The organism is Amycolatopsis aidingensis, from assembly GCF_018885265.1.
GTDB lineage: Bacteria > Actinomycetota > Actinomycetes > Mycobacteriales > Pseudonocardiaceae > Amycolatopsis > Amycolatopsis aidingensis.
Map to the genome: position 1 here is coordinate 848,870 of NZ_CP076538.1, position 22,369 is coordinate 871,238.

24 protein-coding genes are annotated in these 22,369 nt (G+C 71.8%); 15 read left to right on the forward strand and 9 right to left on the reverse strand.

The features are described from left to right. Positions 1-4 precede the first annotated feature (4 nt). Positions 5-1,645 carry an acyl-CoA carboxylase subunit beta gene (locus KOI47_RS04155; protein ID WP_216214128.1) on the reverse strand — a complete coding sequence of 547 codons (1,641 nt, stop codon included), beginning with the start codon at positions 1,643-1,645 and terminating at the stop codon, positions 5-7. Between the two features lie 83 nt (positions 1,646-1,728). On the opposite strand from KOI47_RS04155, the gene KOI47_RS04160 reads away from it, so the two are divergent. The 3 genes from KOI47_RS04160 to KOI47_RS04170 all read left to right on the forward strand — a co-directional run bounded on the left by KOI47_RS04160 (position 1,729) and on the right by KOI47_RS04170 (position 4,188). Then, positions 1,729-2,559, forward strand: a complete 831-nt coding sequence (locus tag KOI47_RS04160; RefSeq protein WP_216214129.1) for a biotin--[acetyl-CoA-carboxylase] ligase — start codon at positions 1,729-1,731, stop codon at positions 2,557-2,559. 97 nt (positions 2,560-2,656) lie between these two features. Next, positions 2,657-3,235, forward strand: coding sequence for a PH domain-containing protein (locus tag KOI47_RS04165; protein ID WP_216214131.1), 579 nt, complete (start codon positions 2,657-2,659; stop codon positions 3,233-3,235). Positions 3,236-3,240: 5 nt separating this feature from the next. Beyond that, a complete protein-coding gene (locus KOI47_RS04170; RefSeq protein WP_216214133.1) occupies positions 3,241-4,188 on the forward strand; it encodes a hydroxymethylglutaryl-CoA lyase in 948 nt (315 codons plus the stop codon). Positions 4,189-4,213: 25 nt separating this feature from the next. On the opposite strand, the gene KOI47_RS04175 is transcribed toward KOI47_RS04170, so the two are convergent. From KOI47_RS04175 to KOI47_RS04190, 4 genes are all read right to left on the reverse strand, one after another. Further along, positions 4,214-4,477 (reverse strand): DUF3558 domain-containing protein, encoded by a 264-nt coding sequence (locus tag KOI47_RS04175; protein ID WP_216214134.1) that lies wholly within the window; start codon positions 4,475-4,477, stop codon positions 4,214-4,216. Between the two features lie 288 nt (positions 4,478-4,765). Next, positions 4,766-5,221 carry a hypothetical protein gene (locus tag KOI47_RS04180; protein ID WP_232376532.1) on the reverse strand — a complete coding sequence of 152 codons (456 nt, stop codon included), beginning with the start codon at positions 5,219-5,221 and terminating at the stop codon, positions 4,766-4,768. A gap of 12 nt (positions 5,222-5,233) precedes the next feature. Continuing rightward, positions 5,234-6,160 carry a hypothetical protein gene (locus KOI47_RS04185; protein ID WP_216214137.1) on the reverse strand — a complete coding sequence of 309 codons (927 nt, stop codon included), beginning with the start codon at positions 6,158-6,160 and terminating at the stop codon, positions 5,234-5,236. After that, entirely contained in the window at positions 6,157-6,381 is a 225-nt protein-coding gene (locus KOI47_RS04190) for a hypothetical protein (RefSeq protein ID WP_216214138.1), read from the reverse strand. Before KOI47_RS04190 ends, KOI47_RS04185 begins: the two co-directional genes overlap by 4 nt. 187 nt (positions 6,382-6,568) lie before the next feature. On the opposite strand from KOI47_RS04190, the gene KOI47_RS04195 reads away from it, so the two are divergent. The 4 genes from KOI47_RS04195 to KOI47_RS04210 are packed head-to-tail and all read left to right on the forward strand — an operon-like array spanning position 6,569 to position 9,328. Then, a complete protein-coding gene (locus tag KOI47_RS04195) occupies positions 6,569-6,988 on the forward strand; it encodes a YbaB/EbfC family nucleoid-associated protein (RefSeq protein ID WP_216214140.1) in 420 nt (139 codons plus the stop codon). Next, on the forward strand, positions 6,988-7,317 hold the full coding sequence (locus KOI47_RS04200; RefSeq protein WP_216214142.1) for a type VII secretion target: 330 nt from the start codon (positions 6,988-6,990) through the stop codon (positions 7,315-7,317). Before KOI47_RS04195 ends, KOI47_RS04200 begins: the two co-directional genes overlap by 1 nt. An 11-nt stretch (positions 7,318-7,328) precedes the next feature. Further along, entirely contained in the window at positions 7,329-9,065 is a 1,737-nt protein-coding gene (locus KOI47_RS04205; RefSeq protein ID WP_216214146.1) for a TNT domain-containing protein, read from the forward strand. Continuing rightward, positions 9,062-9,328, forward strand: a complete 267-nt coding sequence (locus KOI47_RS04210; RefSeq protein ID WP_216214147.1) for a hypothetical protein — start codon at positions 9,062-9,064, stop codon at positions 9,326-9,328. Before KOI47_RS04205 ends, KOI47_RS04210 begins: the two co-directional genes overlap by 4 nt. On the opposite strand, the gene hisN is transcribed toward KOI47_RS04210, so the two are convergent. Then, a complete protein-coding gene (gene hisN, locus KOI47_RS04215; RefSeq protein ID WP_216214148.1) occupies positions 9,292-10,104 on the reverse strand; it encodes a histidinol-phosphatase in 813 nt (270 codons plus the stop codon). The two genes, KOI47_RS04210 and hisN, sit on opposite strands and share 37 nt — an antisense overlap. 48 nt (positions 10,105-10,152) lie before the next feature. On the opposite strand from hisN, the gene KOI47_RS04220 reads away from it, so the two are divergent. Continuing rightward, positions 10,153-10,848 carry a response regulator transcription factor gene (locus tag KOI47_RS04220; RefSeq protein ID WP_216217076.1) on the forward strand — a complete coding sequence of 232 codons (696 nt, stop codon included), beginning with the start codon at positions 10,153-10,155 and terminating at the stop codon, positions 10,846-10,848. Positions 10,849-10,854: 6 nt separating this feature from the next. Then, positions 10,855-12,138, forward strand: a complete 1,284-nt coding sequence (locus KOI47_RS04225) for an ATP-binding protein (RefSeq protein WP_216214149.1) — start codon at positions 10,855-10,857, stop codon at positions 12,136-12,138. On the opposite strand, the gene KOI47_RS04230 is transcribed toward KOI47_RS04225, so the two are convergent. The 3 genes from KOI47_RS04230 to KOI47_RS04240 form a co-directional block, all read right to left on the reverse strand. Further along, positions 12,139-12,702, reverse strand: a complete 564-nt coding sequence (locus KOI47_RS04230; RefSeq protein WP_216214150.1) for a GtrA family protein — start codon at positions 12,700-12,702, stop codon at positions 12,139-12,141. A 27-nt stretch (positions 12,703-12,729) separates the two neighbouring features. Further along, positions 12,730-13,203: a GtrA family protein gene (locus tag KOI47_RS04235; RefSeq protein ID WP_216217077.1), complete on the reverse strand. Its 474-nt coding sequence runs from the start codon at positions 13,201-13,203 to the stop codon at positions 12,730-12,732. 67 nt (positions 13,204-13,270) lie between these two features. Further along, on the reverse strand, positions 13,271-15,655 hold the full coding sequence (locus KOI47_RS04240) for a sigma-70 family RNA polymerase sigma factor (protein ID WP_216214151.1): 2,385 nt from the start codon (positions 15,653-15,655) through the stop codon (positions 13,271-13,273). Positions 15,656-15,897: 242 nt separating this feature from the next. Here KOI47_RS04240 and KOI47_RS04245 point away from each other — a divergent pair, with 242 nt between their 5' ends. From KOI47_RS04245 to KOI47_RS04270, 6 genes are all read left to right on the forward strand, one after another. Next, positions 15,898-16,758: a GGDEF domain-containing protein gene (locus tag KOI47_RS04245; RefSeq protein WP_232376533.1), complete on the forward strand. Its 861-nt coding sequence runs from the start codon at positions 15,898-15,900 to the stop codon at positions 16,756-16,758. 127 nt (positions 16,759-16,885) lie between these two features. Beyond that, entirely contained in the window at positions 16,886-18,166 is a 1,281-nt protein-coding gene (locus KOI47_RS04250) for a glycosyltransferase 87 family protein (protein WP_216217079.1), read from the forward strand. Continuing rightward, positions 18,141-19,340 carry a glycosyltransferase 87 family protein gene (locus KOI47_RS04255; protein WP_216214152.1) on the forward strand — a complete coding sequence of 400 codons (1,200 nt, stop codon included), beginning with the start codon at positions 18,141-18,143 and terminating at the stop codon, positions 19,338-19,340. The genes KOI47_RS04250 and KOI47_RS04255 overlap by 26 nt, the downstream gene beginning before the upstream one ends. Before the next feature lie 7 nt (positions 19,341-19,347). After that, positions 19,348-20,532, forward strand: a complete 1,185-nt coding sequence (locus KOI47_RS04260; RefSeq protein ID WP_216214153.1) for a 5-(carboxyamino)imidazole ribonucleotide synthase — start codon at positions 19,348-19,350, stop codon at positions 20,530-20,532. 22 nt (positions 20,533-20,554) lie between these two features. Next, on the forward strand, positions 20,555-21,061 hold the full coding sequence (gene purE, locus KOI47_RS04265) for a 5-(carboxyamino)imidazole ribonucleotide mutase (RefSeq protein ID WP_216214154.1): 507 nt from the start codon (positions 20,555-20,557) through the stop codon (positions 21,059-21,061). An 88-nt stretch (positions 21,062-21,149) separates the two neighbouring features. Beyond that, entirely contained in the window at positions 21,150-22,319 is a 1,170-nt protein-coding gene (locus KOI47_RS04270; protein ID WP_216214156.1) for an acyl-CoA dehydrogenase family protein, read from the forward strand. Positions 22,320-22,369 lie beyond the last annotated feature (50 nt).

Below are 22,369 nucleotides of genomic sequence, written 5' to 3' on the forward strand. Positions count from 1 at the left end.
GATCTCACAGGGGGATGTTGCCGTGCTTCTTCGGCGGCTGGGTCTCGCGCTTGTCCCGCAGCAGGCGCAGCGCGTGGGCCACGTAGCCGCGGGTGTGCGCGGGCGGGATCACCGTGTCCACGTAACCGCGCTCGGCCGCGACGTAGGGGTTGCACAGGGTGTCCTCGTACTCCTGGATCAACCGCTCGCGCAGCGCCTCGACGTCCTCGCCCTCCTCGGTCGCCTTGGCCAGGGTCTTGCGGTGCACGATGTTCGCCGCGCCCTGCGCGCCCATCACCGCGATCTGCGCGGTCGGCCAGGCCACGTTGAAGTCGGCGCCGAGGTGCTTGGAGCCCATAACGTCATAGGCACCGCCGTAGGCCTTCCTGGTGATCACGGTGACCAGCGGGACGGTCGCCTCGGCGTAGGCGTAGATCAGCTTCGCCCCGCGCCGGATGATCCCGTTCCACTCCTGGTCGGTGCCGGGCAGGAAGCCTGGCACGTCCACGAAGGTCAGCACCGGCACGTTGAAGGCGTCGCAGGTGCGCACGAACCGGGCCGCCTTCTCGGAGGCGTCGATGTCGAGGCAGCCTGCGAACTGGGTGGGCTGGTTGGCCACGACGCCGACGCTCTGCCCGTCCACCCGGCCGAAGCCGACCAGCACGTTCGGCGCGAACAGCTCGTGCACCTCGAGGAACTCGCCGTCGTCCACCACCCTGGTGATCACGTCGTGCATGTCGTAGGGCTGGTTGGGCGAGTCCGGGATCAGGGTGTCCAGCTCGCGGTCGGAGTCGGTCACCCCGTCGGCGACCGACTCGCCGGATGGCTCGGGCGCCTCGAACACCGGCGGCTCGGAGAGGTTGTTCGGCGGCAGGAAGGACAGCAGCTCCTTGACATAGGAGATGGCATCCTCCTCGTCCGCGCCGAGGTAGTGCGCGTTGCCGGACTTGCTGTTGTGCGTGCGGCCGCCGCCGAGGTCCTCGAAGGTGACCTCCTCGCCGGTCACCGTCTTGATCACGTCCGGGCCGGTGATGAACATGTGCGAGGTCTGGTCGACCATCACCACGAAGTCGGTCAGCGCGGGGGAGTACACATGCCCGCCAGCGTTCGCGCCCATGATCAGCGAGATCTGCGGGACCACGCCCGAGGCCTGGGTGTTGCGACGGAAGATCTCCCCGTAGAGCCCGAGCGAGACCACGCCCTCCTGGATGCGTGCGCCGCCGCCCTCGTTGATGCCGACGATCGGGCGGCCGGTCTTGATCGCAAGGTCCATCACCTTGACGATCTTCTCCCCGTACACCTCACCAAGGGAGCCGCCGAACACGGTGACGTCCTGGCTGAACACGCATACCGGGCGGCCGTCCACGGTGCCGTAGCCGGTCACCACGCCGTCGCCGTAGGGCCGGTTGGCGTCCTGGCCGAAGTTGGTCGAGCGGTGCCGGGCCAGCTCGTCCAGCTCGACGAAGGAGCCGGGGTCGAGCAGCAGGTCGATGCGTTCCCGCGCGGTCTTCTTGCCCTTCGCGTGCTGCCGCTCCACGGCCCTGGTCGACCCGGCGTGCACCGCCTCGGAGTACCGCAGGTACAGGTCGGCCAGCTTGCCCGCGGTGGTGTGAATGTCCGGTTCACCCTCCGGCGACGGCCCGATCGGCTCCGTTGCACTGCTCATGGACCGGCAGCTTAACTACCGTGGCGTTCGATTGTGGGCGTGGCGTCGGCCACGTCACCGTGGCAAAACATAAGGTGATGCCGATGAACCAGCGCAAAGCCCCGATCGACGCGGCGCGGCTGCGGGCCGAGCTCGTCGCGCCAGTCGGCCCTTACGCCGCACTCGACGTGGTGGCCAGCACCGGCTCGACCAACGCGGACCTGCTGGCCGCGGTGCCCGAGGAGGCGGAGGACCGGACCGTGCTGCTCGCCGAGGAGCAGACGGCGGGCGCGGGCAGGCGAGGCCGCACCTGGCACTCGCCTGCGGGCGCCGGGATCTACTGCAGCGTGCTGCTGCGGCCCGCCGAGGTCTCCTTCGCCCGGCTCGGCTCGCTGGCCGTGGTCGCCGGGCTTGCCCTGATCGACCTGAGCACCGAACTGGGCGTGGACGCGGTGCTGAAGTGGCCGAACGACATGCTGGCCGGCCCGGACCGGGAGAAGTGCGCAGGCATCCTCTCCGAGGCGGCCGCCTCGGACGAGCGCGCGGTGGTGCTCGGCATGGGGGTGAACGTGCTGGCCGCGCCGCAGCCGGTGCCGCCGGGGCCCGGCGGGCTGGCGGCCACCTCGCTGCGCGAGCAGGGCGCGGCCACCACCGACCGCACCGAGCTGGCCCGGCTGCTGCTGCTCGCGCTGGCGGCAAGGGAGCGGCGCTGGCGACAGGCGGCCGGTGACCTGGAGCGGGCCGGGCTGCTGGCGGACTACCGCGCCCGCTGCGCCACGATCGGCCAGGAGGTCAAGATCGCTACCCCGGACGGTGCCACGCTGCTGGGCACCGCGGTGGACGTGGACGCGGCCGGTCAGCTGGTGCTGCAGACCGGCGAGGACGAACGCCGCACCATCTTCGCCGGGGACGTGGTTCACCTGCGCCAGGCCTGAGCCGGTATGTGCCAGGCTGTGCGGGTAGGAACGGCCGGGTCGGCCTACCGGCGGTACGGTATGCGCATCAGCGGTGCAAGCTCGGGGAGTGTTGCAGGTGGCTTATCCAGATGACCTGCTCAGCGAGGCGGAACAGGTAGTGGCGCACAAGCATCCGCACTTCAAGATGTTGATCTTCCCGCTGTTCGTGCTGGTGGTGGTGCTCGGCGGCGGTATCTGGCTGGCCCTGCTGGCCAGGGACATCGAAGCGCCGTGGGACCTGGTGGCGCTGATCGCCATCGGTGCCGTCGGGTTGCTGCTGCTGGTCTGGCTGGTGCTGGCGCCGATCGTGCGCTGGCGGACCACCCACTTCATCGTCACCACCGACCGGGTGATCGCCAGGGAAGGTGTGGTGAAGCGCACCGGCATCGACATCCCGATGGCCCGGATCAACAGCGTGCGGTTCGAGCACGGCCTTGTCGACCGGATCTTCGGCTGCGGCACGCTGATCATCGAGTCGGCATCGGACGAGCCGCTGAAGTTCGATGACATCCCCGGCGTCGAGCTGGTGCACACGCTGATCTACCGGCAGGTGAACGACAACCCGTACGACGACTTCGGCGCCCAGGACTACCAGGGTTACCAGGAGCTGAGCCCGCAGGACCCGTACGGCGAGGCGCCGGGACAGGGGCGCTGACCGAGATGGGGGCACGGGAGCTCGGGCTGCCCGCGCGGGTTCCGGCCGCGCCGGGGACGCTGCCGGAACGGGTGACGATCTGGGAGGTCGGCCCGCGGGACGGGCTGCAGAACGAGAGCGAGTCCGTCCCGGTCGAGGTGAAACTGGAGTTCCTTGACCGGCTGGCCCGCGCGGGGTTGCCGGTGCTGGAGGCCACCAGCTTCGTGCACCCGAAGTGGGTGCCGCAGCTCGCCGACGCCGAGGAGCTGCTGGCCGGGCTGCACCGCCACGAGGGGGTGCGTTACCCGGTGCTGGTGCCCAACGAACGCGGCCTGGACCGCGCGCTGGCCGCCGGGGTGACCGAGATCGCGGTGTTCGCCAGCGCCACCGAGACCTTCGCCAAGCGCAACCTGAACTCCGGGCTGGACAGCCAGTTCGCCATGTTCGAGCCGGTGGTGTCCCGGGCCCGCGCCGAGGGGCTCGCGGTGCGCGGCTACCTTTCCATGTGCTTCGGCGACCCCTGGGAGGGCGCGGTACCCGCCGCGCAGGTGGCCCGCGCCGGCAGGCGGCTGCTCGACCTCGGCTGCGGGCAGCTCTCGCTCGGCGACACCATTGGGGTGGCCACCCCCGGTCAGGTGGACGCGGTACTGGACGCCTTCGGTGCGGCCGGGGTGGGGGTGGACCGGCTCGCTGTGCATTTCCACGACACCTACGGTCAGGCGCTGGCCAACACCTACGCCGCCCTCCGCCGCGGTGTGTCCACTGTGGATTCTTCCGCCGGTGGGCTGGGCGGCTGCCCGTACGCGGAGTCGGCCACCGGCAACCTGGCCACCGAGGACCTGGTGTGGATGCTGGACGGCCTCGGCATCGAGCACGGCGCCGAGCTGGACGCGCTGGTGGCCACCAGCGCCTGGATGGCCGAACGCCTCGGCAGGCCCAGCCCGTCCAGGGTGGTGCGCGCGCTGGCCGGGTGAGCACGGCCGGTCCGGTGGTCTTCGGTCAGCCGGTACCGACGAGCGTCTTCATCGCCGCGTCGGCGAACTGACGCGCGGTGTCACACGTGACCGGTTGCTCCTCGGAGTAGTTCTCGCCGACCTCCACTCGCAACGACTGGTCGTCGGCGACATCGATATAGAGCGTGCACCCAGTATTCGGCCCGCTGCGTTCGCGCTCACGTCCCACCTTGATCGTGGGAAACCCGTGTACTGGAGCGACCTCTTCGAACGTCGCGCCGTTGAAGGAGCCACTGGTCCACCGGTCCATCCCGTGATTCATCACCTTGCTGATAGTGACGAGCTGATGAGTAAGGGACGATACCGGCAGGCCGCACCTTCTTCGTCCAGCCCTCCGGGGCTGGATAGTGGTTCTGGTGCGGCCTTGACCTGGAGCCGTTGGAGGTCGTAGCCGGAGATGAGCTCGCAGGGTTTCACGTCATCCATGGACAGTTCGCGGGGCCGGTCGGAGGAGTCACACGCCGCTAACAACCCGAGCCCCGCCAGTGCAAAGCCGACGGTCCGGAGCGTACGACCGATCATCCGTAGTACCTCAGCTTCAGCTCGTCCATCTGCTTCTGGTAGTCCTCGAGCAGCCGGGCAGCGGCCTCGGAGGCCCGCGCGGCGAACTCGGTTTCGCGCAACTCGCGCAGGGATCCTGGTTTGATTCGTGCGGTGAACTCGTCCATACCGATCGCCGACAACGTGACTCGGCCATCGCTGGACTCGCCGCGCGGGACTCGTCCCGGAAGTCGAGGTCGTGCTGGTCCTCCGGATCGATGTTCAACGCCGTGTCGCTGATCGCCTCCCGGTACTGCCGTTGCCAGCCCGCGTACAGCAGGCGGGCGAGGCTCGCCAGTGCCCGTTCCAGGGCACGCTCGTCGATGAACTCGTACACGCTCTCCCCGAACGAAAGCGTGAACTCGGTGCGGTTGCGCAGTTCGGCCTCGATATCCGTGCCCGGAGCGCTCACCCGCACCCGGATATTGTCCAGCCGCTCGGCCAGCTCACCCACTGTGCTCGCCCCCTACTCGGGTTCCCCGACGCCCTTTTCGCCGGTCAGCTCGCTGCCTCGCATATCGGCGAGTTTCGGCCGCGGCGAGAAGAAGGCCGAGGGCTTGGTCATCTTGTGCTGGTCGATTTCGCCCGCGTAGCCGCTCAGTGTCTTGGCGATCTGCCCCTGCTTCTCGCGGATCTGGCCGGTGAGCTTCTCGATCGCGGTCTGCATCGAGCCCACGATCTGCTCCGCCGACCCGCCGCCGCCCTTCACCATTTCCGCGCCCTTGACAACGGCACCTGCCGTATTCGCGGCCGCCCCCACTCCCGCGACCACGGCCGAGGCGCCTCCCGTGAACGGTATGCCCAAGACCGACGCCACCGCGGTGGCCACCGCCAGCGCGAACTCGAACCCATTCTTGCCGCAGCCACCAAGGTTCTCCAGGGCGTCGAGGGTTGCCCGTGCGATCTTGTCGATGTCTTCTCGGGCCGCTTCCCAGACCGCTTTGTCCGCCTCGACGGCGCCTTTCATGATGCCGAGGATGAGGAACTGGTTGCCCGCGACAACCGGGAACGGGGTGAGAAAGTTGCGCTTGAAATTGGACGCGGCTATGCCGGTCCAGTCATTCAGCTCGTCGGCCGCGTCCCCGACCGCCGTGAGGTTCCGGTTCCCGTCGATCGCCGCCCCGTTGATCGGATCTGTGAGGTGGGGACCATTCGACAGTTCCTCCATGGCGGCACGCAGATCTTCGATTGCGCCGTCGTAGGAGGCCGGGTCGGGCATCCGGGTGAACGGCTCGAACAAGGGCTGGGCACAGCCCTGGTACCTGCGCTTGATCTCCTCGTAGTCGATGACGGTGGCTCCACGACCGGCCATGCCGGCCAGCTGGCGATACTCCGCCTCGGCCGCGCTCTCTTCGATGTCCGCGGCTTGCTGCATCAGCTGCTCGTAGCTCATGGCGTCAGCTCCGGCTTGGGCATGCCGTGGTCTTCGATTAGCGTGTTCAGCTTGTCGCCGCCGGCCCGGTCGTTCTCCGCGTACAGCGTCACCGCCTTGTGCAGGGCGGTCGCCGTCTCGTCCAGGCTGGTCCTTGTCGACTCGAGCACGCCGTGCAGCTGGTCGTACGCCTGCGCCACCGAACCGCTCTCGCCGTGGAACTCCGGTGGCACGGTGGCCATGCCACCCAGACAGGTCGACGCCGAACCCCGCTCCGTTGTCCGTCATGCTCCCCTCAAGCCGGTTACGTAAAGTACTGGGCATCACACTCCACGAGATCATGGGACACGTTCGTGGCAATGGAACCAGGGGCGGGCGGAGCACGTCTGAGGGTCACCGAGTGCTGTAGCCGCAGGCCGGGAGGGCGCCGTGACGGATCATCGCGCGCAGGTGGAGGAACTGCTCGCCGACTACCGGCGCAGCAGGGAACACCTGCTTGCGGTCCAGCGTGAGCTCGCCGCGATCACCGAGTCGGTGAGCACCGGGGACGGGCTGGTCACCGCGACGGTCGGGGCGCGCGGCACGCTGACCGGGCTGGAGCTCGCCGCGGAGGCCTACCAGCGGTACCGGCCAGCCGAGCTCGCCGAGGAGATCGTGCGGGTCACCCAGGCGGCCACCATCAAGGCGCTGGCGGGGGCCGGGCAGGTGCTCAGCCCCGCGCTGCCACGGGAGACCGACCCGCAGGCCCTCCTGCTCGGTACCGCCGACCTGGGTGTGTTCGCCCCGGACGTCCCTGCCGAGGCCGAGGAGGAGAGCTTCGAGCACAAGAGTTGGGTGGACAGGGCGTGATGAGCGGGGAGCACGGTTTCGCGGTCGACACCGACCGGCTGGACGCGAAGGCGGCCGAGCTCGGCGAGCTGGCCGAGCGCGCTGCCGGGATCGCGGCCGAACTGGACCGGGCGCTCGCCGCCACCGGCGCGGCCTGGGGCACCGACGCGGTCGGGCGGAGCTTCGCCGCGGCGCACGAGGTCCCGGCTGAACAGACGCGGGAACGGTTGCGGGCGCTGCCCGAACGGATCGGCGAGCTGCACCGGCGGCTGACCGAGGCCGCGGCGGCCTACCGGGCAGGCGATGCCGAGGCCGCGGACCGGGTGCGCGACGCGGGCACACCGGACTAGGGAGGCCGACGATGGGTATCGAGCTTCCCGCCGAGCTGGCCGGGATCGCGGCCGCCACCGGGGTGAGCTGGCCGGAAGCGGACGAGGACGCGCTGCGCGCGCAGGCGGCGGCCTGGCGCACGGCCCAGCGGCAGCTGGACGAGCTGGCCGCTGCCGCCGACGCGGCCGCCGGGGCGGCGCTGGAGCAGCTGTCCGGACCGGCGGGCGAGGCGGCACGGGAGTACTGGTCCGGGTTCGTGCACCCGGACCAGGGGCGGCTGACGGTCACCGCGCTGGGTGCCGGGCAGGCCGCCGACCGGCTGGAACATGCAGCGGACCAGGTGGGAGCGGCCAAAGTGGAGATCGTGCGCCAGCTCACCGCGGCGGCCAAGGACCGGGACGCCGCGCAGAGTGCCGCCGCGGCCGGACATCCGCAGGCGCTGCTCGGGGTGGACACCACGTTGCGCGCGACCGCGGCCAACCTGACCGCACTGACCACCGGCCTGGCCGCCACCCTCGCCCCCGAGTCCGCTGCGGGTGGGGTCGTTGATGACTCGCCGGGGGTGCAGCGGGTGGAGGACGGCGGCACCGGTCCGGTCCGGATCGGGCCGGAGGTCACGGCGGCGCGGCCGGGCTCCGGCGGTCTGGCCGAGGCTCGCGGTGTCCCCGAAGCCCCCACCCCGCCCAGCGGGATCGCGCTGACCCGCACGCCCAGTTTCGGGATCGCCGCGCAGACACCACCCTCCGGCACCACGGCGGCGGGGTACGCCGCCGGGCCGCCGCCAGCGGCACCGGCCGTCCCGCAGCAGCCACCCGCCGCGCCGCCACCCGGACCGGCACCGGCAGCACCACCCGCCGGATACGCCCCGCCCCCCGGCGGGGCGTATCCGGCGCACCACGCGCACTTCGCCCCGGCAAGGCCGCAGGCCGGGCACTACCCGCCACCGCCGTTCCGCGCGCAGCCGCCGGCCGCACCCCCACCAGCCGGGCAGCCCCCGCAGCATGGGCAGCAGCCGCAGCACGGGCTGCGGCCACAGGCCCCGCTCTCGCTCGGCGCGGCGCGGCAGGAACGGGAGAGCGTGGTCGCGCTGTTCGCGGTGCACATGTTCCCGATCGGCCACCTGCCGATCGCCTCCGACCGGCCCGCACGGCAGCTGCCCGCGCCGCCCGCGGAGGTGGACTACGCGGCGGGCCTGCGGTTCCCGCCGCATGACCACCCCCGCTCGGACCTGATCGACCCGGCCGAGCTGCTCGAGGCGCTGCGCGCGGGCAGGCGGCTACCCGCGCCGCCCCCGGCCGAGGTGCTGCCGGACCCACCGGAGCGGCTGACCGAGGGGTACGACCCGCTGGGCGGGCTGTCCGAACGGGAGTTCAACCGCCGCTACCTCGTGCACGCCGACGAGCGGGCGCCGGAGTACGCCTGGCCACCCGGCGAGCTGTATCCGGAGGGCGGCCGGGAGCCGGGCGAGCCGGTGCTGCTGGCCGAGGGCACCCTGCTGGACCGGTTCGGCGGCGCCACGGGAAGGGTGTTCGCCGCGGATGGCACCCCCTTCGCGGCGCGCTCGCTGCCGCCGAGCAGGCTGCGCGCCGGGTACCGCCGCTACCGGGTGCGGCGCGAGCTGCCGATGTGGCTGGCCGAGTCGGCGCCCTGGTTCGGCCAGGACGGTGGCGGCCCGCGCTACCGGGCGGTGTACTCGGCGGCGGAACTGGTCGTGCTCGGGTATCTCGCCGACGTGACCTTCGAGACCGGTACCGAGGAGCGGGCATGAACAGCGAGTCGATCCTGCGCTGGCTGGAGGCGGTCGGCGTGCCGCACGAGGTGATCTCCATCGGCGCCGAGGCGGACAACACCTGGTGCCTGCTGCGCGCCGAGGACCCGGAGGAGGGAGTGGCCTGGGAGGTGTTCTGGCGCGAGCAGGGCAACCGCTACGACTGGGCCCGGTTCAGCAACGAGCAGGTCGCCTGCCACTACCTGTTCGGAAGGCTGACCTGGGCTCAGGTGGCCCGCGGTGCGGTCGGCGTCCTGCCATGACGCAGCAGCCTGAGGGCGGCCTCGTGCAGCAGCCCGTTGGTGGAAAGCGCGGAACCGCCGCCGATCCCGGGGTTGCCGTCGAGGTCGCTGAACCGGCCGCCCGCCTCGGTCACCAGCACCCGCACCGCGGCCACGTCCCACGGGTTCACCACGGCCTCGACCGCGAGGTCCATGGCGCCCTCGGCCACCAGGCAGTGTGACCAGAAGTCGCCGAACGCGCGGTTCTCCCAGCAGGCGTCGGCCAGCGTGAGGTAGGACTCCCGCGAGTGGTGCTCCACCCAGGAGCCGAGGTCCGTTGTGGACAGGTACGCATCGGCCAGCTCGGATACCCCGGACACCGTCAGCCGGTGCTCCCCGGCCGCATCGGCCAGCCAGGCGCCCGCCCCGGCCGCCGCCCACCAGCGGCGGCCGAGCAGCGGGGCGCTGATCACGCCGACCACCGGCTCGCCGTCCGCCACCAATGCGATCAGGGTCGCCCAAACGGGTAATCCGCGGAGGAAGTTCTTGGTGCCGTCGATCGGGTCCAGCACCCACACCCGGCCGGTGTCCCTGGCCGCCCCGCCCCGCTCCTCACCGGCGACCGCGTCGGCTGGCCGCGCATTGCCCAGCCGGGCCCGAATAGCGTCCTCAACGGCGGTGTCCGCGTCGGTGACCGGGGTGCGGTCCGGTTTGCTGCGCACCGCCAGATCCCGGGCACGGAACCGGGCAACGGTGATCTCGTCGGCGGCGTCGGCCAGCTGTCTTGCCAGGACCAGGTCGTCGGTGTAGCGGGACACGATGACGATCGTTTCACGCCCGGCGGTCGTAGAGTTGGCCAGGTGAGCATGGTGTTACTTGCCGAGGACGATCCGTCGATCGCCGAACCGCTGTCCCGGGCGCTGCAGCGGGAGGGCTACGAGGTCGAGGTCGTGGTGGAGGGACCCGCCGTGCTGACCGTCACCGAGCAGCGGCGGGTGGACCTGCTGGTACTGGATCTCGGCCTGCCGGGGATGGACGGCCTCGAGGTGTGCCGCAGGCTGCGGGCAGGCGGCACCGAGTTGCCGGTGCTGATGCTGACCGCGCGCACCGACGAGGTGGACTTCGTGGTCGGCCTGGACGCGGGCGCCGACGACTACGTGGCCAAGCCGTTCCGGCTGGCCGAGCTGCTGGCCCGGATCCGGGCCCTGCTGCGCAGGCGGGTACCGGACGCGCTGGAGGCGGCCGGGGTGCGGATGGACCTCGGTGCCCGGCTGGTCACCGTGGACGGACGCGAGGTGCAGCTGGCGAACAAGGAGTTCGAGCTGCTGCGGGTGCTGATGAGCCGGGCAGGCCAGGTGGTGAGCCGGGACGAGATCCTCGCCGAGGTGTGGAACGACCTGGAGTCCAAAACCTCGAAAACGCTGGACATGCACATGTCCTGGCTGCGCCGCAAGCTGGCCGTCGCCGCGGCCCCGGACCCCAGCAGGCCGGTGCGGGCGCACGAGGAGCAGCGCCGGATCGCCACCGTGCGGGGCGTCGGGTTCCGGTTCAACACCGAGTGATCGCCCGTGCGCCGACGTATCCTGCTGGCCATCCTGCTCGCGGTCGCGGTCACCGGTGCCGCGCTCGGCATCCCGCTCGGCGTGACCGCCTGGGTGCTGGTGGACAACCTCACCAGGGAGGACCTGCTCGCGCGGGCGCAGCAGATCGCGGCCATCGTGGACAGCCAGATCGCCAACCGGCAGCAGGTGGACGTCGGTGACCTGCGGGCGGGTATCCCGGAGAACGGACTGCTGGTGCTGCGCCAGCCGGGGATGGTGGAGCGGCGGCTCGGGGACGATCCCGGGTCGGAGGTGGTCGCCGAGCAGGTGCCGATCGCCCAGGGCGGTAGCGTCGAGCTGATCGTCCCGGCCGGGCCGCTGCAGACCACCCAGACCCAGGTCGTGCTGATCGTGGTGCTGCTGGTGCTGGCCTCGGTCGGCACCGGAACGGTGGTGGCCACGGTGACCGCGCGCAGGCTGGCCAAGCCGCTGCGGCATGTCGCCGAGCGGGCGGCCCGGCTCGGCGGCGGCGACTTCCGGCCGGACCAGCGGCGCTACGACATCGGCGAACTGGACATGGTGGCCGAGGCACTGGACGCCTCCAGCTCCGCGCTGGCCCAGCTGGTGCAGCGGGAGCGGCAGCTGGTCGGGGACGTCTCGCATCAGCTGCGCAGCAGGCTCACCGCGCTGCAACTGCGGCTGGACACCCTGGCAACGCACCAGGACACCGAGGTCGCCGAGGACGCGCGGGCCGCGCTGGAGCAGGCCGACCGGCTGGCCGAGGCGCTGGACGAGCTGCTGGCCGCCGCCCGTGCGGCCAGCGAGGTCGGCGCGGAACCGGTGCAGCTACCCGTCATGCTGCCCGAGGTGGCCGAGGAGTGGCGCCCGCTGCTGCGCCCCGCGGGCCGCGCGCTGCGGGTGCGGGTGGCCGACGGGCTGATGGCACGGGCCACTCCCGGCAGGCTGCGCGAGATCATCGGGGTGTTGCTGGACAACGCGGTGCGGCACGGCGAGGGCACGGTCACCCTGACCGGGCGCCGCGGGGACGCCGAGGGCACCGTGGTGGTCGAGGTGAGCGATACCGGCGCCGGGGTACCGGACGAGCTCGCCGCGCATATCTTCGAGCGGGGCTTCTCCGGCGGCGGCTCCACCGGGGTGGGCCTGGCGCTGGCCAGGGCGCTGGCCGATGCGGACGGCGGCAGGCTGGAACTCTCGGTGAAGCGGCCAGCCACCTTCACCCTGTTCCTGCGGGTGCCGAAACCCGGGGACGTCGCCGAGGTCCGCTGGCCAACCGAGCGGGTACCCCGCTAGTCAGCGCAGCCTGCGGACGTTGCCGATGCCGTCCCCTGGCTCATCCTCTTCGGAGTCGCCGCCCGCCCGGCGGCGCTCGCCGAGCTCGTCCGGGAAGACCCACTTCTTGAACGCCCAGAACTTGAACCCCATCGCCAGCAGCATGCCCAGGATCGAGCCACTGGCGAAGTCGGCCGCCTCCTGCGCCAGCCGGGAGACGTGCGGCACCTCCAGGTCGAGCACGTAGCGGGAGACGTAGACCGGGATCAGGTTGATCATCATCGCCACGCCGCTGAACAGGAAGAACAGTGCGGCCTCGTGGTGGCTCTCCCGGCCGCCGCGGGTGCGGAAGGACCACTCCCGGTTCAGGATGTAGTTGACGATCATGGCGACGATGATGGCGATCGCCTTGGCCGTGGTCGGTTTCGGTTCCAGCACGGTGAGCTTGAGCAGGAACCAGACCCCGTTGTCCACGATGAAGGTCGTGCCGCCGACGATGCCGAACTTGAGCAGCTCGCGATGCTTGATCAGCACGGAGCGTAGCGGCTCCGGCACCCTGGACAGCACGGACTCGACGACGGTCACGCGCGCAGTGTACGTACCGGTAACGCCTCAGGCGGCGCGGTCCTGTCGCGCTTGAGGCAGAGTTTGGTCCCCGCTTCCGGCCCGGGGCCGCGCCCCGGCCTGCGGGAACACCCAGCGCTTGAAGGCCCACCAGCGGAAGGCCATGGCCACCAGGGTGCCGAGGATGATCGAGCTGACGAAGTCGGCGATCTCCTGGGTGAGCAGCCCGACCTGCGGCCGCTGCAACTGCAGCACATACCTCGACACCGCGAGCGGCAGCGTGTTCAGCCCCATCGCGATCCCGCTGAACAGGAAGAACAGTGCGGCCTCATGGTGGTTCTCCCGGCCGCCGCGGGTGCGGAAGGACCACTCCCGGTTCAGCACGTAGGACACGATGGTGGCCACCAGCACGGCGATGCCGAATGCGGTGAGCGGGTTGCCGGTGAGCACGGTGAACTTGAGCGCGTAGTTCACCGCGATGGTGATCAGGAAGCAGATCCCGCCGACGGTCGCGAACCGCATCAGTTCCCGATGCTTGACCAGCAGGTCACGCAGGGTTCCGGTGCGGGTCACCCCGGCAGTCTACTGGTCACCACAGCCAGGGCAGCCACGGCAGCACCGGCTTGCCAGATCGTCCCGGCGGTCCCGGCGGTCCCGGCCGGTCCGGTGCGCTGCTGCTCGAATCCGACGGTGCCGTGGTGGGCGGTGCCGGGGTGCGCTCCGGGGTCTTGGTGCTGCTCGGCGGCCGGGTGGTGCCCGGCCCGGTGCCCGGGGTGCCGGTCGGCCCGGTTCCCGGTCCGGTGGGTCCGGGCGTCCCGGTGGGGCCGGGTGCGCTGGTGGGACCGGGGGTGCCGGTGGGGCCGGTGCCGGAAGGGGGACCGGTCGTCGGCTCCTCCGCGCTCACCGGCTGGCGGCCCGGCCAGTGGCAGGGCAGGCCCCAGCAGCCGATCTGCACCGACTTCGAAGCCGTTGCCGAGCCCAGGATGGCCGTCACGGTCACCCTGTCCTGGTGCTCGGTGGTCGGCCTGCGGTCGAGGCCGACCCAGATGCTCAGCCGCTGCCCTGGCTCGAGCTCGCCGTGGCTGGTGCAGGTCATCCCGCTCCCGCCGCGGTCGCAGTCCACCCGCCAGCCGCCGAGCAGCAGGTGGCCCGGCCGGTCCACCTCGATGGTCACCGGCCTGGCGGCAGGCCCCTTGTTGGTCACCTCGATGTCCAGCACAGGGTGCCGGAGCCAGGGGAACAGCGGGTTCCACACCGGCCGCACCGCGAGGTCGACCGCATCCTGCGGGACCGTCACCCGTACCTGCACCGACACGCTCAGCTCGGTTCCCGCACTCACGGTTCCGGACACCGCTCCCGGCTTGGCGTCCTCGGTCGCGACCAGCCGGAACAGCAGCACCACCGACTCGCCGGGCTCCAGCCCCTCCTCGGTGCTGCAGGTGACCGTGCGGGTGCCGTCGCTGCCGGGGCAGGGCACGGTGCCGGGGTCGCCGCCGGGCTGGCGGAGGGCGGGTCCTTCGAGCAGGCGCGGTGCGCCACCGCCACCGCCTGCGCCCCTGGCCGCGTCCACCGCGTGCACACCCGGAGGCAGGGACAGGGTGGCGCTGATCGGTTCCGAGGTGCTGCCCCCTTCGTTGCGCACGGTGATCGGCAGCTCGGTCGTTTCACCTGGGCTCAGCTCGATATCCGAGCCCGAGGGCTGCGCGGTCAGCGAGGGCGGTTCGGGTGCCGGCGACTCCGGGGGTGGTGTCGTCGTGGTCGGAGCCGAGGGCGGTGGCACCGGGGAAGGCGCCGGCTCGGCAGGGGGCGGTACCGGCTCGTCCTCGGGCGGCGGGTCCGGCTGGGGCGGCTCGTCCTCGGGTGCCGGGGGAACCTCCGGCTCCGGAGGTGGCGGTGGCTGCTGCTCCGGCTCCTCCGGGGCGGGCGCCTGCGCGGTGGGCTGCTGCGCGGCGGCCGGGATCTCCTGGTCCCCGCCACCGGCGGCGAGCCCGAGGGCCACCGCCGCGGCCAGGGCGACCCCGGAGGCCGCGACCCCGAGGAACTGGCGTGGTCCTGCGGCCGCTGCCCCGGCGGCGGCACCCGCGCCACCGGAACCACCCGCGGCACCGGCCCCGGCAGCGGCGGCACCCGCCGCGGCCGCGGTGGCCGCCGAGGCCTTGGCCGCGCCGGTGAGGCTGAGGTAGCCGAGCACCGCGCCGCCCAGCACCAGCGGGGCGACCACGGAGCGCAGCGCACCGTTCACATCGGCCAGTTCGGCGGCCAGGGTGCGGCACTGGTCGCACTCGTCCAGATGCGTCTCGACCTGCGCACGTTCCCGCTTCGAGAGCCCGTCCCTCGTCCAGGCGCCGAGCCGGTCCGCGGTGGCCCGGCAGCGGGCCGCGGTGGTCTCGGCAAGGTGGACCTGCAGGTAGGCCTGGCGCAGCCCCTCGCGCGCGCGATAGGCGAGGGCGGACACGCCGTTGGCGGTCAGCCCGAGCAGCGGCGCCACCTCGGCCGGGGACTGCTGCTCGATCTCGGTGTGCCAGAGCACGGCCTGCCAGCGCTCCGGCAGCCGGGCGAAGGCCTTGGCGGCCAGGGTGCGCTCCAGCCCGGCCAGCGCGGTGTCGGAGAACGGCACGGTCAGCGCCTCGGCCGCGGCGGAACCGCCGACCTCGGACATGTCCTCGTTCAGGTCGACCCTGCGGTCCTTGCGGGTCTTGTCGTAGGCGGTGTGCCGCAGCGCGGTGAGCAGGTAGGCGCGGAAGGCGGTGTCCGGCCCCTTCCCGGCCCGCAGCGTCTCCAGCACCTTGGAGAAGGCGTCGGACACCAGGTCGTCGGCCTCCGCGGCGGACCTGGCCAGCTGCCGGGCGAGGTTGTACGCGGCCGAGACATGACGCTCGTACAGTGTCCCGTACGCCGCCAGCTCCCCGCCGCGCACCGAGGCGATCAGCTCGGCGTCGCTGTGGCCGCTCAGATCGGCGGGAACGGTGGACACGGACTCCTCCTGTCTAGGGGCAGGGCAGCCTCGGCACCACGCGGCCGCCACTCCTACCCCGACTTCGCGCAGCGACCAGTGTGACGGACACTGAGAGCAACGTCACCTCGCGGGCCCCCGGATACCCCGGAGGGCGCAACCGGTTCACCCATCCCTTGGGAATATCCCGTCACGACTTGCGATCACTGCCGTCCCTCGGTTCGAAGGGTCGGCGAAGGTGACACCGGAAAGGGCGGTCGTTCGTGGAGGTTCCGGCTACCGGCGCGGCGAGCGGCGGGGACGGCGAGCACGCGGGAGCTGGGCGAATCGCCCTGAACCGGGCGCGGCGGGACAGTTCGCTGCGCGCACTGCGCGCTCGCTGGCGCACGGCCAGCCTGGCCGCCGGCTGGCACACCCCGAGTGACTGGGCCCTGCCCGAGGTCGAGACCGTCTGCGCCGCCGTGCTGGCAGGCGGCGCTCCGGAGGACGCGCTCGCCGCGCTCGGCAGGGCGCGGGCCAAGGCGGGCACCGGCCTTGCCGAGACGCTGGTCGATCTGGCCGCCCTGCACGCGGTACTCGAGCACCCCGACTCGGGGGACGGGTTCGTTGCGCCGGACGTGGACGCTACCCCGGCTCGGCTACTCAGGGTGACCGCGGTGGCGTGGGCCGACGTGGTCTTCGAACAGCTCACCGCGGCCGAGGTGACCGACGCGCTCACCGGCCTGCCGACCGCCGCCTACCTGCGTACCCGGATGGCCGAGCTGTACCGGCAGGCCGCCAAGGACGGCGGCACCCCGGCCGAGGGCTTCGTGCTGCTGGTGGTGCACATGGATTTCGGCGAGGCGGCAGGCTGGTCCCGGCTGACCGGGATGATCCTGGCCGCGGACGCGCTGCGGCTGTGTTTCGACGGCGGGGAGAGCCTGGCCGCCATCGGGCCGTCCACGGTGGCCGCGCTGGTCCCGCGGGAGGAGGGCGTCGCGGCCAGGGCGGTGTCGCTACGCCGGGAGCTGACCGAGCGGCTGGCCATCGACCGGCAACTGCGCGAGGTCGGCAGGCCGCGGATCAGCGCGGTCCGGCTGCCCGCGACCCACGAGGCGGCATGTGACCTGCTCGCACGCCTGTAGGGGAGCGGAGCCGGGGGCAAGTGCCACCAATGATGTTGTTTCGTGATTTCCTGATGCGGTGAGCAAGCTAACCGCCCGGTCCGCGCAGCCTGGTCTTGCGCTGCGTGCCTCGCTCGGACGGCTGTCCATGCGGCCCCGGTCCATGGTGCTGCTCGTGGCCGTTCCGTTACTTGCCGTCATCACCGGTGTGCTCGGCTGGTTGCTGGACTGGCGGCTCGGGGTGGACAGCGCGGTGTACCGCGCGGGCGCGCTGACCCTGCTGCACGGCGACCCGCTGTACGAGGCCAACACGCTGAGCCCGGAGCCGTGGTGGGCGCTGCTGCCGTTCACCTACCCGCCGACCGCCGCGCTGCTGTTCGTGCCGCTGGCCGTGCTGCCGATCCAGGTCGCCTGGGGCGTGATCGCGGCGGTCTCGATCCTGGCGATGGCGCTGGTGATCAGGGTGGCGATCGGCGCGCTGCCCCGGCTCACCGGTGACCTGCCGCGCTGGGCCTCGCCAGCCAGGGCGACGTTGATCTTCTCGCTGGTGTTCCTCGGGCTGGAACCGGTGTGGCGCACCCTGTTCCTCGGCCAGATCAACCTCATCCTGATGGCGCTGGTGATGCTGGACGTGCTGGTGCTCAGCGCACGGGGCTCCCGCTGGGGCGGGGTGCTGGTCGGCGTGGCCACCGCGGTGAAGCTGACCCCTGCGGTGTTCATCGCGCACCTGCTGTTCACCGGGCGGTGGCGGGACGCGCTGCGCGCGCTCGGCACCTTCTTCGGCCTGCAGGCCCTGATGTTCGCGCTGGTGCCGGGGGACGCCACCCGGTTCTGGACGCACACCCTGTTCGACACCGGGCGGATCGGCCCGATCCACTGGGCTGGCAACCAGTCGTTGAACGGCCTGCTGAACCGGGTGACCGACCTCGCGCCCTGGGCCTCCACGGCCGCGATCGGCATCGGGGTGCTGCTGGCGGGCCCGGCGGTCTGGCTGATGTTGCGGTTCCACCGGCGCGGCCAGTCGCTGGCCGCCTTGCTGGTGACGGCGTTCTACGTACTGCTGGCCTCGCCGGTTTCCTGGTCGCACCACTGGGTGTGGGCGGTGCCGTTGATCGTGCTGCTGGTGTCCCGGCTGCCGGAGACCACCCCCGCGACGGCGTGGAAGCGCTGGCTCGCCGCGGGCGGGGTGATCGCGGTGTTCATCAGCTGCGTGCTGCTGGTGCTGCCGAACGGGCGCAATATCGAGCTGCACTGGCAGTTCTGGCAGAACGTGCTCGGCAACGCCTACATCCTGGTGCCGCTGGTGCTGATCGCCGCGCTGGCCGGCAGGCACCTGTGGCGGCGCAGGCGGGCGCGCGGGCGGATGTCCGGGCCGCCGGAGGTCGAGAACCACCCCGAAGAGCATGTCGACCCGACGCCCGCCCGCTGAGCCCTGGCCGGGCGGGCTGACCCGCGGCAGGGTGTCCGTCGGCATGCTGGCGGTGGCCGCGCTGGGAGCCGGGATCCTCGCCTGGCTGGCCGGGTGGCGGCTGGGCGCGGACGCCGAGGTCTACCGGGCCGGGGCGCTCACCTTCCTGCACGGTGACCCGCTGTACATCGCGGAGCGGCTGACCACCCTGCCGTCCTGGGTGTCGTTGCCGTTCACCTATCCGCCCGCCGCCGCGCTGCTGTTCGTGCCGCTCGCCGCGTTGCCTGCCGGCCTGAGCTGGGGCCTGGTCACCACGGCCTCGGTGCTCGCGCTGGCCATCGTGGTCCGGACCTGCCTGCGGACCGGCACCCGGCGGCTGCCGGGCGCGTTCGTGGTGGCCGGGTTGAGCCTGCTCGCGCTGGCACTGGAGCCGGTGTGGAAGACCCTGTTCCTCGGCCAGGTCAACCTGATCCTGATGGCGCTGGTCGTGCTGGACGTGCTGGTGCTCGGCGCACGGGGGTCGCGGTGGTCGGGGGTGCTGATCGGGGTGGCCGCCGCGGTGAAGCTGACCCCGCTGATCTTCCTGCCGCATCTGCTGGTCACCGGAAGGTGGCGGGCGGCGCTGCGCGGCCTGGTCACCTTCGCCGGCCTGCAGGGGCTGATGTTCCTGCTCATGCCAGGGGACGCCGGCCGGTACTGGGCCGAGGCGGCCAGCGACCCTGAGCGGGTCGGCGCGGTGCACTGGATCTTCAACCAGTCGCTGAACGGAATGGTCAGCAGGGCCACCGAGGTGGCGCCGTGGTCGCTCGCCGTGGCGATCGGGATCGCGGCCCTGCTCGCCGTGCCCGCGATCTGGCTGGTGGTACGGCTGCACCGGCGCGGGGAGTCACTGGCGGCGTTGCTGGTGACGGCGTGCTACGCGCTGCTGGCCTCGCCGGTTTCCTGGTCGCACCATTGGGTCTGGGCGGTGCCGCTGATCGTGCTGCTGCTGACCCGCGGCCGCACCTGGTGGGCGCTGGCGGTCACCGCCTTCTTCGCCAGCGCGGTGCTGATGTTCGTGCCGAACGGCGGCGGGGCCGAGTTCGGCTGGGGTCCGGTGGCCTTTGTGCTCGGTAACGCCTACGTGCTGGCAGTGGTGCTCGGCATAGTCGGCCTGGCCGCCCGCGAGCGGCGCCGGGACAGAGCCTTACTCTGAACACGCTATGGACACACGAACCGGGCTTCCCGTGGTCGGCATGGTTGGCGGCGGCCAGCTGGCCAGGATGACGCATCAGGCCGCGATCTCCCTCGGCCAGTCGTTGCGGGTACTCGCCGCTGGCGAGAACGACTCGGCGGGACTGGTTGCCGGCGAGGTGGTGCAGGGCCTGCACACCGATCTCGAGGCGCTGCGTTCCTTCGCAGGCGGTGTCGACGTGCTCACCTTCGACCATGAGCAGGTGCCGGGGGAGCACCTGCGCACGCTGGCCGCCGAGGGAGTGCTCGTCCGGCCGGGGCCAGCCGCGCTGCGGCATGCGCAGGACAAGCTGGTGATGCGGGAACGCCTTGCCGGGCTGGGCATCCCGGGGCCCGCGTTCGAGCCGGTGTCCGCCGTGGACGACGCGCTGAAGTTCGGGGCGGCACACGGCTGGCCGGTGGTGCTGAAGGCGGCCCGCGGCGGCTACGACGGCCGTGGCGTGTGGCTGCTGGACTCCGAGCGGCAGGCCGGGGAGCTGGTCGCCGAACTGCTCGAGGCCGGAACACCCCTGCTGGTCGAGGCCAAAGTGGACATGCGGCGCGAGCTGGCTGCGCTGGTGGCCCGCTCGCCGTTCGGTCAGGGCGCGGCCTGGCCCGTGGTGGAGACCGTGCAGTCCGACGGGATCAACACCGAGGTGCTCGCGCCCGCCCCCGGGCTGGACCCCGAGGGCCAGCAGCGGGCCCAGGAGCTGGCCCTGCGGGTGGCGGCCGAGCTGGACGTGGTCGGGGTGCTCGCGGTGGAGCTGTTCGAGACCGCGGACGGCCTGCTGGTCAACGAGCTGGCGATGCGCCCGCACAACTCCGGGCACTGGACCATGGACGGGGCAAGGACCTCGCAGTTCGAACAGCACCTGCGGGCGGTGCTGGACTACCCGCTCGGCCTGACCGACCCGATCGCGCCCGCCTGCGTGATGGCCAATGTGCTCGGTGCGCCCGCCGCGCCGAAAATGGGGCCGGACGAGCGGCTGCACCACCTGTTCGCCCGGTTCCCGGAGGCGCGGGTGCACTCCTACGGGAAGGCGGAGCGGCCGGGCCGCAAGCTCGGGCACGTGAACCTGACCGGGGAGCGGATGGCGGAGCTGCGCGAGCGGGCCCGGCTGGCCGCGCACTGGCTGTCCCATGCGGAATGGCTGGACGGTTACCAGATCCACTGAGGACTACTGCGGAAGGGTGCGGATGAGCGAGCAGGGCGCGCCGGTGGTCGGCGTGATCATGGGCAGCGACTCGGACTGGCCGGTGCTGGAGGCCGCGGGGAAGGCGCTCGAGGAGTTCGAGGTGCCTTACGAGGTCGGCGTCTACTCGGCACACCGCACCCCGCAGCGGATGCTGGACTACGCCGCCTCGGCCGCGGGGCGGGGGATCCGGGTGATCATCGCGGGTGCCGGCGGGGCCGCGCACCTGCCAGGGATGGTGGCCTCCGCCACCGTGCTGCCGGTGATCGGGGTGCCGGTGCCGCTGAAGCATCTGGATGGGCTGGACTCGCTGTTGTCCATCGTGCAGATGCCTGCCGGGGTGCCGGTGGCCACCGTGTCGGTCGGCGGCGCGCGCAACGCGGGCCTGCTCGCCGTGCGCATCCTCGCGGCGGCCGACGAGACCTTGCGCACCCGGATGGCCGAGTTCCAGTCCGAACTTGCCCAGTTGGTCCTGGACAAGGACGCCACCCTCCGCTCCCGCCTGCGGTGAGTGGTGCGGGGAAGAACACAGGCGGGATCTGAGGACGTCCGAGTAAACGGCCGCTAACATCGGCGGGGGAGATCCATGCGCGAGAAAGGTGACGCGGGTGACTGACGGCGCCGGGCTGTACCAGCTTGCCGAGGAGCACGAGGAACTGCGCGCGGCCGTGCGCGCCCTCGCCGAGAAGGAGATCGCGCCCTACGCCGCCGAGGTGGACGAGCAGGAGCGCTACCCAACCGAGGCCAATCACGCCCTGGTGAAGTCCGGGTTCAACGCGGTGCACATCCCCGAGGAGTTCCAGGGCCAGGGCGCCGACGCGATCGCGGCCTGCATCGTGATCGAGGAGGTCGCCAGGGTGGACGCCTCGGCCTCGCTCATCCCCGCGGTGAACAAGCTGGGCACCCAGCCGATCCTGCTTTCCGCGTCCCCGGAGCTGAAGAAGCTGGTCCTGCCCTCGATCGCGGCAGGCGAGGCCTCGGCCTCCTACGCCCTTTCCGAGCGGGAGGCCGGTTCGGACACCGCCGCCATGCGCACCCGTGCCCGGCTGGACGGCGACTCCTGGGTGCTGAACGGCACCAAGGCCTGGATCACCAATGCGGGCGAGTCGAGCTGGTACACCGTGATGGCGGTCACCGACCCGGACGCGGAGAAGAAGGCCAATGGCATCTCGGCCTTCGTGGTGCATGCCGAGGACCCCGGCTTCTCGGTCGGGCCGAAGGAACGCAAGCTCGGGATCAAGGGCTCCCCGACCAGGGAGGTCCACTTCGAGGACTGCCGGATTCCGGCCGACCGCATCATCGGTGAGCCGGGCACCGGGCTGAAGACGGCCCTGCGCACGCTGGAGCACACCCGCCCCACGATCGGCGCGCAGGCGCTGGGCATCGCGCAGGGCGCACTGGACGCCAGCATCGCCTACGTCAAGGAGCGCAAGCAGTTCGGCAAGGCCATCGGCGAGTTCCAGGGCGTGCAGTTCATGCTCGCCGATATGGGCACCAAGATCGAGGCCGCCCGGCACCTGGTGTACGCCTCGGCCGCGGCCGCCGAGCGCGGGGACGAGCGCGCCTCCTTCATGGCCTCGGCCGCGAAGTCCTACGCCTCGGACATCGCCATGTCGGTGACGACCGACGCGGTGCAGCTGTTCGGCGGCGCGGGCTACACCAGGGACTTCCCGGTCGAGCGCATGATGCGGGACGCCAAGATCACCCAGATCTACGAGGGCACCAACCAGATCCAGCGCCTGGTGATGGCCCGCCAGCTGCTGAAGTAACCATCGCGTTTGCCGCCCACACCCGCGTGTTTGCCGTTCCCGCGCACGCG